The sequence below is a fragment of the Streptomyces sp. NPDC045026 genome (assembly GCF_056432625.1).
The window spans coordinates 106327-119501 of record NZ_JBWKIS010000009.1; the positions used below are offsets into that span (position 1 = coordinate 106327).

Genomic DNA, 13175 nt, shown 5'->3' on the forward strand with positions numbered 1-13175 from the left:
GTGGAATGCAGACACCACCGCTCGGCCGCGTCCTCGTCGTCGACGACGACCCGACCGTCGCCGAGGTCGTCGCGGGCTACCTGGACCGCGCCGGCTACGACGTCGACCGCGCCGCCGACGGCCCGGCCGCTCTCGACCGCGCCGACGCACACGGGCCCGACCTGGTCGTCCTCGACCTGATGCTGCCCGGCATGGACGGCCTGGAGGTCTGCCGCAGGCTCCGTGCGCGCGGTCCCGTCCCCGTGATCATGCTGACGGCGCGCGGCGACGAGGACGAGCGCATCCTCGGCCTGGAGGTCGGCGCGGACGACTACGTGACCAAGCCGTTCAGCCCGCGCGAGCTGGTTCTGCGCGTCGAGTCGGTGCTGCGCCGGGCCCGCGCGGCCACGGCACCCAAGACGGCGGGACCGCTGCGCGCGGCCGCCCTCACCATCGACCCCGCGGCCCGCCGCGCCACCAAGGCCGGGGCCGAACTCGCCCTGACCATACGGGAGTTCGACCTCCTCGCCTTCTTCGTGCGCCACCCGGGCCGGGCCTTCTCTCGCGAGGAACTCATGCAGCAGGTGTGGGGCTGGGACTTCGGCGACCTGTCGACCGTCACGGTCCACGTCCGCCGGCTGCGCGGCAAGATCGAGGACGACCCGGCGGCGCCACGCCTCATCCAGACGGTCTGGGGCGTCGGCTACCGCCTGGACGCGGGCCCGCACGGCGACGCCGACCGCGCGCCGGACGTTCCTCAGCGCGACCGCGAACACGACCGCGAACACGGACACGACCGCGAAACGGAAGGCTGGACCGGACCCCGTGCATGACATGCTCCTCATCGCCCTCTACGCGTTCCTCGGCGCCGTCGGTGCGGGCCTGCTGGGCGCGCTCGCCCTGTTCGTGCTGCGCCGCCGCTCCCTGACGGTGTCGCTCACGGTCGTCGCCGCCGTCGCCGTGACGGCGATGCTTGCCGGGACGCTCGTCGTGGCCTGGGCGATGTTCCTGTCCCCGCACGACCTGTCCGTCGTGACGACCGTCGCCGCGATGGCCGCCACCGTCTCACTGGCCACCGCGCTGCTCCTGGGCCGCTGGGTCGTCGCCCGCAGCAAGGCACTCACCCTCGCCGCCCGCTCCTTCGGCGATGGCGGCAGCTTCGCGGCGCCCCTCGTCCCCGCGACGGCGGAACTCGCCGCGCTTTCAAGGGAGTTGGAGGCCACGAGCGCCAAGCTGGCCGCTTCCAGGGATCGCGAGCGCGCCCTGGAGACCTCGCGTCGTGAGCTCGTCGCCTGGATCTCGCACGATCTGCGCACCCCGCTCGCCGGGCTCCGCGCGATGTCCGAGGCCCTGGAGGACGGCGTGGCGGACGACCCGGACCGCTATCTGCGCCAGATCCGCACCGAGGTCGAGCGTATGAACGACATGGTGGGCGACCTCTTCGAACTGTCACGCATCCACGCGGGGACCCTCGTCCTGAGCCCGTCGAGGATCTCCCTGCACGACCTTGTGGGGGACGCGCTCGCGGGCGCCGACCCGCTCGCCCGCGAACACGGCGTACGCCTCGTCGGCGACCGCATCGACAGGATTCCCGTCGAGGTCGACGGCAAGGAGATGAGCCGCGTCCTCGGCAACCTCCTCGTGAACGCGATCCGTCGCACCCCGGCCGACGGCACCGTCGCCGTGGCGGCGGCCGGCTCCACGGACGGTGTGGTCCTCACCGTCACGGACGGCTGCGGCGGCATTCCCGAGCAGGATCTGCCCCGCGTCTTCGACACGGGGTGGCGCGGCAGTCACGCCCGTACACCCCCGTCGGGCGCGGGCCTCGGGCTCGCCATCGTCAGGGGAATCGTCGAGGCCCACCGGGGCAGCGCCGCCGTGCGCAACGTGGCGGGCGGCTGCTGCTTCGAGGTGACTCTCCCGGCCGCAGCAGCGTAGCCACCGGGTCGAACGGCGGACCCGCACACCCCCACCGCCGTCACTTCACCCCCTACCGCCGTCACATCACCCCGGCTTCGCCTTGGCTCACCCCAGCTCCGCCTTGGCGAACTCCGTCATTCCCTCCTCGAACCCCACCTCGGCGCGCCACCCGAGCTCCGTCCTCAGCCGGGCCGGGTCCGCCGTGATGTGCCGTACGTCGCCGAGCCGGTACTCGCCCGTCACGACCGGCATCGGCCCGCCGTACGCGGCGGCGAGGGCGTGGGCCATCTCGCCCACCGTGTGCGGGTCCCCGCTGCCCGTGTTGTACGCGACGCACGACCCGGCCGGCCGGTCGTTCATGGCCTCGAGTGCGAGCGCGTTCGCCGCGGCCACGTCGTGTACGTGCACGAAGTCCCGCCGCTGGCGGCCGTCCTCGTAGACGCGCGGGGCCTCGCCCCTGGCCAGGGCGGAGCGGAAGAACGACGCGACGCCCGCGTAAGGGGTGTCGCGCGGCATCCCCGGCCCGTACACGTTGTGGTAGCGCAGCGACATCGCGCGGCCCCCGGTGGCCCGCGCCCAGGCGGACGCCAGGTGCTCCTGGGCGAGCTTCGTCGTCGCGTACACGTTGCGCGGGTCCGTGGGGGCGTCCTCGCCGACGAGGCCGGGGCTCAGCGCGGCGCCGCACCGCGGGCACGCGGGCTCGAATCGACCCTCACGCAGATCGCCTTCGGCACGTGGCCCCGGTCGCACCACTCCGTGGTGCTCGCACTCGTACCGGCCCTCCCCGTACACGACCATCGACCCGGCGAGCACCAGGTCCCGTACGCCCCGCGAGGCCATCGCGGCGAGCAGCACGGCGGTCCCGAGGTCGTTGCGCGAGACGTAGTCGGGCGCGTCGGCGAAGTCCTTGCCGAGGCCGACCTTCGCCGCCTGATGACACACCGCGTCGATGCCGGCGAGGGCCGACTCCGCGGCGGCGGGGTCGCGTACGTCCGCGACGACCCACGGATGCCGCTCGTCCGGGCCGGGCGGCCGGACGTCGAGCACGACGACCTCATGTCCTCGCGCGGAAAGAGCGTCCACGACCGCGGACCCGATGAACCCGGCACCGCCGGTGACCAGTACACGCATGCCGCCCACGCTATGCGGGGCGGGGCGCCGCGAGGGCACTCCCTGCCGATGTGTCACGACTCCGTAAGGCTTGTGCGAACAGAGTTCGGTATCGCGCGGGGGCCCGTACGCGACTAGCGTGAAACGGGGGAATCGCGGCGAAGTGCTCGAAACGCGTCACTGTCGCCCGGCACATCTCACCCCCGGAACCGCCACCACTCGGAAGAAGGGTTCGCGCCATGGCCGCACGACCGGAGGGCGCGCCCATCTGGGCCGACGCCATGTTCCCCGACCTGGAGGCCGCCAAGACCTTCTACGGTGAGCTTCTCGGCTGGACGTTCGAGGAGGGGCAGGAGGAGTTCGGCAACTACACGCAGGCGAAGTCGGACGGCAAGCGGGTCGGCGCGCTCTCGCCGCAGATGCCGGGCATGGAGGGCACCCCGCCGGCCTGGAACCTGTACCTGGCCACGCCCGACGTCAAGGCCGCGGCGGCCCGCGTCAAGGAGGCCGGCGGCACCCTGGTGATGGAGCCCATGGAGGTCCGCGACTTCGGCTCGATGGTCACCGTCCAGGATCCCGCGGGCGTCTTCTTCAGCCTCTGGCAGCCGGGTACGCACGAGGGGTTCGAGAAGGTGGGCGAGTCCGGTTCGTACGCCTGGGCCGAGGTGACCACGCGTGACACGGCGAAGACCGACGGATTCTTCGAGGCCGCCTTCCCGTACGACGTCCAGAAGATGGTCGACGAGAACGTCGATTTCAAGATCTGGAACCTCGACGGTCAGGCTCAGCTCGGCCGCTTCAAGATGACCGAGGACTTCCCGCCGCAGGTCCCGTCGTACGTCAACGTCTACTTCGCGGTCGACGACTGCGACGCGGCGGTCGCCACGGTGACCAGGCTCGGCGGGAAGCTCCACTACGGCCCGATGGACACCCCGTTCGGCCGCTTCGCGGCGGTGACGGACCCGCAGGGCGCCGCGTTCTCGGTGATCGACCTGAGCACGACCGAGGGCGAGATGCCCGACCTCACCTGACGGCAGAACGCACGGACCTCAGGGAAGCGAGAAGCCGAGCGCGCCCGCGGCCAGCTCCGCGGTGGGCTGCGTCCAGCGCTCGGCCATCGCGTTCCGGGTGGACAGCGAGCGCAGCTCCGCCCGGTCGAGATAGAGCGTGCCGTGCAGATGGTCGGTCTCGTGCTGCACGATCCGGGCGGGCCACCCCGTGAACTCCTCGTCCACGGCGTGGCCCCGCTCGTCGAGGCCGCGCAGCCGCACCCGCTGGTGCCGGGGGACCACGGCCTGCAGGCCGGGCACGCTCAGGCAGCCCTCGAAGAACGCGGCGCGGTGCGCCCCCACGGGTACGTACGACGGGTTGATCAGGACGCGGAACGGCTGCGGCACCCGGCCGCGCACCTCCCGCACCTCGTCGGGGACGACGGCCGCGTCCTCGATGACGGCGATCCGCAGCGGGACGCCGATCTGCGGTGCGGCGAGCCCGACGCCGGGAGCTGCGTGCATCGACGCGCGCATCGCGGTGATCAGGCGCTCCAGGAGCGCGGGCGCGAGCTGACCGTCGTAGGTCTGCGCGGGGGACCGGAGGACGGGGTCGCCCGCCTCCACGACCGGCAACGGGTGCTCGCCCGCGAGCAGTTCCTCGACGCGGTCACTCAGGGGTACGGAGGGCATCGCGCCAGCATGTCAAGAAGGATCGCGCGTCGGCAACGTCCACCGCGCCACGCGCATCGTTGCGGGCTCGTGAACATCCCCCGGTGCGGGAATGAGACGGCGATGACATGGGCTTTCATCAGAGAGCGGCCGTCGTCGGCACGGCCGCTCCACCTGCCCGCACGTCCACTGCCGCCTCCTGGGAGCCCGCCGTATGTCCGTCCCGGCCGCCGCCACCGCCCACCCGCTCGACAACCCCGCGTACGCCTCCCTCACCGGCCCGCACGCCCACTTCGCCGAGCGGCGGGGGCGGGTCGTGCGGTACCCGCTCGACGTGTCGCCGTGGCTCGCGCTGCCGGACGAGCCAGGCCCCGAGGACTGGGCCGATCTCGCGGCGCTCGCCGGGCCGGGTGAGACCGTCCCGCTGCCCGGAATGCGCACGGCGCCGCCGGAGGGCTGGGAACTCACGATGAGCATGGACGGGGTACAGCTCGTCGACGACGGCGTGGCCGGGACACCGGACGCGGAGGCCGTACTCCTCGGCGCGGCCGACGTGCCCGAGATGCTGGATCTCGTGGCGCGCACCCAGCCGGGCCCGTTCCTGCCCCGCACCGTCGAACTCGGCACGTATCTCGGGATCCGCAGGCAGGGCGCGCTCGTGGCGATGGCGGGGGAGCGGCTGCACCCGCCGGGCTGGACGGAGATAAGCGCCGTCTGCACCGACCCGGACCACCGGGGGCAGGGGCTCGCGGCCCGCCTCGTCCTCGCCGTGGCGGCGGGGATCAGGGACCGCGGCGAGACCCCGTTCCTGCACACGGCGGCGCGCAACACGAACGCCATCAGGCTCTACGAGTCGCTGGGCTTCCGGCTGCGGCGCACCACGAAGTTCATGGCGGCCCGGGTCCCGGAGTTCGAGCACGTCGCAGCCGGCTGAGCGATGGCGCGCACGGTCTTCGGACGGGCTCAGGCCTCTTCCTGGGCCTGCGCGTTGTAGCGCAGGAGATAGTCCGCGAAGCGGACGAGGTCTTCCTCGGGCCAGTCCCCCAGCCGCTCCTGGAAGGCCTGGCGGCGGCTGACGGTGACCTGGGCGAGGATGTCGGAGCCCGCCTCGGTCGGATGGAGGACCTGGACGCGCTGGTCGTCCGGGTCGACCCGGCGCATCACGAGCCCGGCCCGCTCAAGCGCGGAGACCTGCCGGCTCACCGTCGACTTGTCGAGGGCGTAGTGCGAAGCGAGGTCCGTCGCCCGGCAGCCGCCCTTCTCTTCCAGGTGGCTGAGCAGGGTGTACGACACGAGCGACAGCTCGGGGTGCATCCGTCCGGCCAGCGCTCTGGCGCGCCGCGCGAAGGATGTCATCTCGCGCTGGATGGTCTCGACGGCCGTATCGCGGTCTGTCACGTGCTGTCCCCTGTCTCGCCCGCTGCTCGTTGCATTCTACAACCGAGAGGGCGGGCGAGTCGCGGGCAGGCGCGTTCCCGTGCCCGGAGCTAGCCTCCTGAGCATGAGCGCCCCCAGTGATGTGCCCGCCCGTTACACCGTTCTGGTCAAGCCCCAACTCGCCGACAAGGACGGCCACCCCGTGCACGGCAACCCCCTGCGCGTGGTGTCCGTCGAGGCCACGGGATCGTCCGGCGAGTCCGGCTATCCGTGCTTCGCGGGCGAAGGGGTGCAGGCGGAGATCGACCCGCTCACCCGCTCCGTCGAGGCCGTGACGGTCGACGGCGAGGAGCTGCCGTACGGGTGGGTGGCGGAGGTCGCCGAGGACTGACCGGCCGGACGCCGGCCCGCCTGTCCGCCCGGCCGAGCCGTGACGCATCGTGGCGCAGCTCTCTTATGCAACTTGTTGCAAAAGAGAGCTGTCGTCGTCTACAACTGTGACGACGTTCGCCGCGCACGGAGGGCCACCATGAGCCGATACCCGCACCTGCTCACCCCGCTCGACCTCGGATTCACCACACTGCCCAACCGGGTCCTGATGGGATCCATGCACGTGGGACTCGAGGAGGCGGAGAACGGCTTCGCGCGCATGGCGGAGTTCTACGCCGCCCGCGCCCGCGGCGGCGTCGGCCTCATGGTCACCGGCGGCATCGCCCCCAACGAGGCCGGGCGCCCCTGGGCCGGCGGCGCGAAACTGACCACTGAGGCCGAGGCCGACGAGCACCGCCAGGTCACCGACGCCGTGCACGCGGCGGGCGCGAAGATCGCGATGCAGATCCTCCACTTCGGCCGCTACGCCTACCACGAGGACCTCGTCGCCCCCAGCCCGCTCCAGGCGCCGATCAGCCCCTTCCCGCCGCACGAACTCACCGACGCCGAGGTCGAGCAGACCGTCGAGGACTTCGCGCGCGCCGCCGAACTCGCCCAGCGCGCGGGCTACGACGGCGTGGAGATCATGGGCTCCGAGGGCTACCTCATCAACGAGTTCATCGTCGCCGCCACGAACCAGCGCACCGACCGCTGGGGCGGCTCGTACGAGAACCGCATCCGCTTCCCCCTCGAGATCGTCCGCCGCGTCCGCGAGCGCGTCGGCACGGACTTCATCCTCATCTACCGGCTCTCGATGATCGACCTCGTGCCCGGCGGCTCCACCCTCGAAGAGGTCGTGCAGCTCGCCAAGGAGATCGAGGCCGCCGGCGCCACCATCATCAACACCGGCATCGGCTGGCACGAGGCCCGCATCCCCACCATCGCGACGTCGGTGCCGCGCGGCGCCTACACCTTCGTCACCAAGAAGGTCATGGGCGAGGTCTCCATCCCGCTCGTCACCACGAACCGCATCAACACCCCCGAGATCGCCGAGGAGTTGCTCGCCGACGGCTGCGCCGACATGGTGTCCCTCGCGCGACCCCTGCTCGCCGACCCGGACTTCGTGGCGAAGGCCCAGGCCGAGCGCTCCGAGACCATCAACACCTGCATCGGCTGCAACCAGGCCTGCCTGGACCACACCTTCAGCGGCAAGATCACCTCCTGCCTCGTCAACCCGCGCGCCTGCCACGAGACCGAACTCGTCCTCGCTCCGACCCGTCTGCGCAAGCGCGTAGCCGTCGTCGGCGCGGGCCCCGCGGGCCTCGCCTGCGCGGTCTCCGCAGCCGAGCGCGGCCACGCCGTGACCCTCTTCGACGCCGCGTCCGAGGTCGGCGGCCAGCTCAACGTCGCCCGCAAGGTCCCCGGCAAGGAGGAGTTCGACGAGACCCTGCGGTACTACCGCGCGCAGCTCGAACTGCACGGCGTGGACGTCCGGTTGAACACCCCCGTCACCGCCGCCGACCTCACCCCGGACGCGTACGACGACGTGGTCGTCGCCACCGGCGTCACCCCGCGCACCCCCGAGATCGCAGGGCTCGACCACCCCAGCGTCGTCAGCTACCTCGACGTCCTGCGCGACGGCGCGCCCGTCGGCGAGCGCGTCGCGATCGTCGGCGCAGGCGGCATCGGCTTCGACGTCGCCGAGTACCTCACCGACAGTGGCGACAAGGCGAGCCAGGACCCGGCGACGTACTTCCGGCAGTGGGGCGTCGACATGGACTACCAGGACCGCGGCGGCCTCGCTAAGCCCGACCGGCCCGCGCCGCCGCGCACCGTCCACCTCCTCCAGCGCAAGACCTCGAAGGTCGGCGCCGGACTCGGCAAGACCACCGGCTGGATCCACCGCACCGAACTGCGCCACCGCGGCGTCACCATGGTCGCGGGCGCCACCTACGACCGCATCGACGACGCGGGCCTGCACGTCACCGTCGACGGCAACTCCACCGTCATCCCCGTCGACACCGTCGTCCTGTGCACCGGCCAGGAGCCGCGGCGCGGCCTGTACGACGACCTGCTCGCCGCGGGCCGCGAGGCGCACCTGATCGGCGGCGCCGACGTCGCGGCCGAACTGGACGCCAAGCGCGCCATCCGCCAGGGCACCGAGCTGGCCGCGGCGCTGTGAGACCGGCGCTCACGTGGCCGGGCCCGCCGGCCACGTGACCGCCTCCGCATAAGGTGCAGCCATGTCACTCCCGCACGCGATCCTCACGGCCCTCCTGGAGAAGCCGTCGTCGGGCCTCGAACTGACGCGCCGCTTCGACAAGTCGATCGGCTACTTCTGGTCGGCCACGCACCAGCAGATCTACCGCGAGCTGGGCCGCCTGGAACGCGAGGGGTACATCAGGGCCCTGCCCGCGCCGACGCCCGCGCGCGGCCAGAAGAAGGAGTACGAGGTGCTGCCCGAGGGCCGCGCCGAACTGGCCCGCTGGACCGCCGCGAGCCAGGACCCGAAACCGCTGCGCGACCCGCTGCTCCTGCGCCTGCGCGCCGCCGCCGTCGTCGGAACCGACGGCATCGAGGCCGACCTGCGCCACCATCTCGACCTGCACCGGCGGCAGTTGGCGGAGTACGAGGAGATCGAGAAGCGGGACTTCCCGCCCGGCCTCGACTCCGTCGAGGACCGCCTGCAGCACGTCGTGCTGCGCGCGGGCATCGACCTGGAGACGTTCTGGGCCCGGTGGCTCGAACAGACCCTGGAGGAACTCGGCCTCGGCCGGACCTGACCTCTCGTTCGGATCATGTCGGGCTCGCGAGCGTCGCCGCCTCCGGGTCCCAGTCCGCCGGCACGGGCGGCGGCGTGGGACAGGTCGCGACGTGGGTGAACTCGGCGTGTTCGGCCGAGTGCGTGATCGCCGTCATCGTCCGCAGGACGTGCAGGGCCAGCGCCCCCGACGCACGCGGCGCCCCGCCACCGCGGATCGCGCGCGCCAGGTCGAGCACGCCGAGCCCGCGCCCGTCCGTGCGCCCCGTGACCGGCAGCTCGCGCCAGTCGTCCGCCCCGTTGGTCCGCACCTTCAGCGGCCCGCCGAACGTGTTGGGGTCCGGCACCGCGAGGACACCCTCGGTGCCGGTGACCTCGAACTGGATGCGCGGCAGCGCCGAGTCGAAGCTGAACACCGACGTCGCGCGCACCCCGGACGCGAACTCGACGAGCGCCGACACATGCGTCGCCACCGCCACCGGGAACACCTGCCCCGCCCTGGGCCCCGCCCCGACGACACGCTCCTCGCGCGCGCGTGCCGCCGAGGCCGCCACCCGAGACACACCGCCGAACAGCGCCACCAGGGACGTCAGGTAGTAGGGCCCGAGATCGAAGAGCGGGCCTGCGCCGGGCTGGTAGAAGAACGCCGGATCGGGGTGCCACCGCTCCGGTCCGAGGCCCTGCACCGCTGTCGTCGCCGCCACCGGCTCGCCGATGTGCCCGGCTCCGACGGCCCGCAGCGCCGACTGCAGCCCGGCGCCGAGGAACGTGTCCGGCGCGTTCCCCACGAGCAGCCCCCGCTCCGCCGCCTCGGCGAGCACCTTCTCCGCCTCACCGGGGACCAGGGCGATCGGCTTCTCGCCGTACACGTGCTTTCCGGCCCGCAGCGCCTGCGTCGCGACCTGTGCGTGGGCGGCGGGCACGGTGAGGTTCACGACGAGCTCGACCTCGGGAACGGCGAGCACCGTCGCCACATCGCCGGCGACCGGTACGCCGTGCTCGCGCGCGACGGCCGTGGCGCGGTCCGCGTCGAGGTCGGCGACGCCCACCACCCGCAGATCGGGAAAGGCGGACAGCGTCCGCAGGTACTGCTTGCTGATGACGCCCGCTCCGACGACGGCGACACCGACCGGCCCCGAACTCACGCTGCCCCCAAGGCGGATGCGTTGGTGATGCGGCCGCTCCCGCGCGGCTCCGGAGACGGTAGGACGCTCGTGGGGGAGCGGACAAGGGCGCGTCGCGGTCTGGACACAGAGATGCCACGGACCCAGATCCGGTGGTGTGCCCCGCGCCTGCGCAGGGACCAGGAGCTGCCACCAACTCCCGCGGCTACAAGAACCCTGCTCAGGACCCGGTGGTGACGCTCCGTTCGGCGGAGGAGGCGCCCCACGTCCCGTCAGGCAGTTGCGCGCGGATCCGTACCCGGTGCCGGACGCCGGCCTCCTTGCCGACGTAGAAACTGTTGTGCGCCGTGCCCTTGGGCGGGGCGTCGCCCCACACGAGCGTGGTGGCCTGCCGGCCGTCGAGGTAGATGCGGTACGCGGGTACGGTGCCGCCCGTGCGCGGCGGCGTCCACGAAAGGTCGATGTAGTACGCCCCGCCGGCCCGGCGTGAGGCTGCGCGGAAGTCGGTGGGCGCGGTGCCGGGGCCCTCGTCGGAGCCCTTCGCGGTGGTGAGGCTGAGGGCCGGCCCCGCGGGTGAGGTGTTGTCGGCGGCGTCGCGCGCCTTCACGGTGAACGAGTAGGCGGTGCCCGGCCGCAGCCCGGAGATCAGCGCCCGGGTCTCGCTCCCGCCGACGTTGTGGATCTTCGAGGCGCCCTGGTAGATGTCGTAGGAGACGACGGCCTTGTCGTCCTTCGACGCACCCCACGACAGCGACGCCGCGCGCCCGCCCTCAGGGTGGCCGCGCAGTGCTCCCGGCCGCGTCGGGGCCGACCGGTCCTCGGCCACGGCGGCCGGGGTGGTGACGGTCACCTTTGCGCTGAGCGGCCCGAGTGTGCCGCCGGTGTCCTCGGCCCGGACGGAAAAGGTGTACGCGGAGCGCGGGTGCAGGCCGACGACGTCGACCATGTGCTGTTCGCCCGGCACCTCCTTCATCTTGGTGGCGCCCCGGTACACCGTGTAGCCCTTGATGTCGGCGTCCGTCTCGGGGCGGCTCCACATGACGTGGACGGTGGTGGCGCTGCCCGCCTGCGCGGTGACTCCGGCCGGGGCCGTGAGTGCCGGACCCTGCCGGGTGTCGTCGCCGAGCAGGCCGCACGAGGTGGCGAACAGAAGCGCGGCGGCGCAGGCCGCGTACGCCAGAGGGGTGCGTCCGGGGGTGCGTCGCACGGCGGGCCTTCCGTTCGGAAGCATTGGTACAGACCTGTATGCCATGAGTGACGGGGTCACATCAAGAGGTGGCGCGTCGGGCACGTCCGGACCCTGAGCGGTGGACTGCATGGTCTGGGCGAGGTACAGGCGAAGAAGCTCGTCGCCGCCAACTTGGCGAGGATCAGGGCGAGTTGGTTGACAGCAGGAACGCGGCGAGTCGGGGCGACGGACCAGCCGCCGCCCCGGATCGCTCACCTGATTCCTCCGAGGATGCCCCGGCCTTTGGGCCGGGGAGGAATCGGACTCCTGGGGAGCAGGGCAGAGAAAGCCGGATCGCTGTCAGGGCGATCCGGCGTCCACCTCGCGTGATGATGAGGAACCCCAGCGAGATCAGTTGTTCTCAACTGTCAGTCCTCCCAGATAGGTTGTGCTTCATGGCGACCGGAGTGTTGACGGCAGGTGGCGGGCATGCCCGCTACACTTTCCGGCTGCGTCTGTCGTCCACGGCCATCCGCGCGCTGGAAGCGGAATGGGTGCGCTGCCGCTGGGGTGTGGAACGAGTCGGTGGCCAAGTCGAAGGCCGCGCATTTGCACAACAAGGCCACCGGCGAGAAGACAACGTGTGGCCCGGCGCAGCTCGACAAGATGCTGACCGCGGCCCGTACCGCGAACGCGTGGCTGCGTGAGGGCTCCAGCGTTGTGCAGCAGCAGTTGATACGGGACTTCGCGAAGTCCCGCGCGAAGGCGCTGAAAGACATCAAGGCCCGGTTGCCGATGCGGCAGCGGGCCGGTATGCCGAAGTACAAGAAGAAGCATCAGGTCGACCCGAGCCTGAACTACACCCAGCGCGGTTTCCGGGTGAAAGACGGCCGTCTGCACCTCGCCGGCGGCATCGCGGCGACGGTCGTGTGGTCGCGTGAACTGCCCAAGCCGCCGTCCAGCGTGCGCGTCTACCGCGACAGTCTCGGCCACTGGTACGCCTCGTTCGTTGTCGCCACCAGCACCCAGGCGCTTGTCGAAACCGGTTGCGTGATCGGCATCGACTGGGGTGTGAAGGAGACCGCGACCACCACATCCGACGACTACGACCTTCCTCATCCCGAGCATGGCCACAAGGCCGCGCAGCGCCTCGCCCGCTACCAGCGGATGATGGCCCGCAGGAAGCCGAAGAAGGGCCAGCCCGGTTCGAACGGCTACAAGGGCGCCAAGAAGCAGGCGGCGAAGCTGCACAAGAAGGTGGCCCGGCAGCGTCAGGACACCGCCCGCAAGTGGGCCAAGCGTGTGGTCCGCGACCACGATGCCTTGGCGGTAGAGGACTTCCGCCCGAAGTTCCTGGCGAAGTCGACGATGGCCCGCAAGGCCGCTGACGCTGCGATCGGCGCGACCAAGAGCGCCCTGGTCGAGATGGCCCGTAAACACGGCCGCGCCGTGCACCTCGTCAGCCCCGCGCACACCACCATGGACTGTGCGCACTGCGATGCGAGAGCCAAGCATCGCCTGCCTCTCTCCGAGAGAACGTATACGTGCACCGCGTGTGGAACCGTGTCCCCCAGGGACAAGAACTCCGCCCGCGTGATGCTCGTCCGGGCTGGTCTCAACCCGGCTAGTGCTGATCTTGTAAGCCCTGCCACCTGCTAGGTGCCAGGCAAAGTGAGCTAGGAATCCCCCTGCTCCAGCGGGGGGGA

12 protein-coding genes and 1 pseudogene are annotated in these 13175 nt (G+C 71.7%); 8 read left to right on the top strand and 5 right to left on the bottom strand.

Annotated features, from left to right (window positions below):
* Positions 1–5: 5 nt before the first annotated feature.
* Together AC07EJ_RS21080 and AC07EJ_RS21085 are read left to right on the top strand one after the other, a co-directional pair.
* Positions 6–812, top strand: a complete 807-nt coding sequence (locus AC07EJ_RS21080) for a response regulator transcription factor (protein WP_478884698.1) — start codon at positions 6–8, stop codon at positions 810–812.
* Positions 805–1917: a sensor histidine kinase gene (locus AC07EJ_RS21085; RefSeq protein ID WP_389491330.1), complete on the top strand. Its 1113-nt coding sequence runs from the start codon at positions 805–807 to the stop codon at positions 1915–1917. Before AC07EJ_RS21080 ends, AC07EJ_RS21085 begins: the two co-directional genes overlap by 8 nt.
* Before the next feature lie 87 nt (positions 1918–2004).
* Here the strand turns inward: AC07EJ_RS21085 and AC07EJ_RS21090 are convergent, their stop codons facing one another.
* Positions 2005–3030, bottom strand: coding sequence for an NAD-dependent epimerase/dehydratase family protein (locus AC07EJ_RS21090; protein WP_478884699.1), 1026 nt, complete (start codon positions 3028–3030; stop codon positions 2005–2007).
* Between the two features lie 218 nt (positions 3031–3248).
* Here AC07EJ_RS21090 and AC07EJ_RS21095 point away from each other — a divergent pair, with 218 nt between their 5' ends.
* Positions 3249–4040 carry a VOC family protein gene (locus AC07EJ_RS21095; protein ID WP_393581730.1) on the top strand — a complete coding sequence of 264 codons (792 nt, stop codon included), beginning with the start codon at positions 3249–3251 and terminating at the stop codon, positions 4038–4040.
* A gap of 18 nt (positions 4041–4058) precedes the next feature.
* Here AC07EJ_RS21095 and def read toward each other — a convergent pair whose 3' ends face one another.
* Positions 4059–4691 carry a peptide deformylase gene (gene def / locus AC07EJ_RS21100; RefSeq protein WP_389482604.1) on the bottom strand — a complete coding sequence of 211 codons (633 nt, stop codon included), beginning with the start codon at positions 4689–4691 and terminating at the stop codon, positions 4059–4061.
* Between the two features lie 193 nt (positions 4692–4884).
* On the opposite strand from def, the gene AC07EJ_RS21105 reads away from it, so the two are divergent.
* Positions 4885–5604 carry a GNAT family N-acetyltransferase gene (locus AC07EJ_RS21105; RefSeq protein ID WP_478884700.1) on the top strand — a complete coding sequence of 240 codons (720 nt, stop codon included), beginning with the start codon at positions 4885–4887 and terminating at the stop codon, positions 5602–5604.
* 29 nt (positions 5605–5633) lie between these two features.
* Here the strand turns inward: AC07EJ_RS21105 and AC07EJ_RS21110 are convergent, their stop codons facing one another.
* The gene (locus tag AC07EJ_RS21110; protein WP_389482626.1) at positions 5634–6026 is read right to left on the bottom strand and encodes a MarR family winged helix-turn-helix transcriptional regulator; all 393 of its coding nucleotides are present in this window, start codon (positions 6024–6026) and stop codon (positions 5634–5636) included.
* 145 nt (positions 6027–6171) lie between these two features.
* On the opposite strand from AC07EJ_RS21110, the gene AC07EJ_RS21115 reads away from it, so the two are divergent.
* The 3 genes from AC07EJ_RS21115 (at position 6172) to AC07EJ_RS21125 (ending at position 9199) form a co-directional block, all read left to right on the top strand.
* Complete coding sequence (locus AC07EJ_RS21115; RefSeq protein ID WP_389482598.1) at positions 6172–6438, top strand: hypothetical protein; 267 nt, start codon at positions 6172–6174, stop codon at positions 6436–6438.
* Positions 6439–6576: 138 nt separating this feature from the next.
* Positions 6577–8598, top strand: coding sequence for an oxidoreductase (locus tag AC07EJ_RS21120; protein WP_389482596.1), 2022 nt, complete (start codon positions 6577–6579; stop codon positions 8596–8598).
* Positions 8599–8659: 61 nt separating this feature from the next.
* Positions 8660–9199: a PadR family transcriptional regulator gene (locus tag AC07EJ_RS21125; RefSeq protein ID WP_389482595.1), complete on the top strand. Its 540-nt coding sequence runs from the start codon at positions 8660–8662 to the stop codon at positions 9197–9199.
* 13 nt (positions 9200–9212) lie between these two features.
* On the opposite strand, the gene AC07EJ_RS21130 is transcribed toward AC07EJ_RS21125, so the two are convergent.
* Complete coding sequence (locus AC07EJ_RS21130; RefSeq protein ID WP_478884701.1) at positions 9213–10322, bottom strand: Gfo/Idh/MocA family protein; 1110 nt, start codon at positions 10320–10322, stop codon at positions 9213–9215.
* A 199-nt stretch (positions 10323–10521) separates the two neighbouring features.
* Positions 10522–11532, bottom strand: a complete 1011-nt coding sequence (locus AC07EJ_RS21135; protein WP_478884702.1) for a fibronectin type III domain-containing protein — start codon at positions 11530–11532, stop codon at positions 10522–10524.
* Between the two features lie 392 nt (positions 11533–11924).
* On the opposite strand from AC07EJ_RS21135, the pseudogene AC07EJ_RS21140 reads away from it, so the two are divergent.
* Positions 11925–13128: pseudogene (locus tag AC07EJ_RS21140) on the top strand (RNA-guided endonuclease InsQ/TnpB family protein).
* Positions 13129–13175 lie beyond the last annotated feature (47 nt).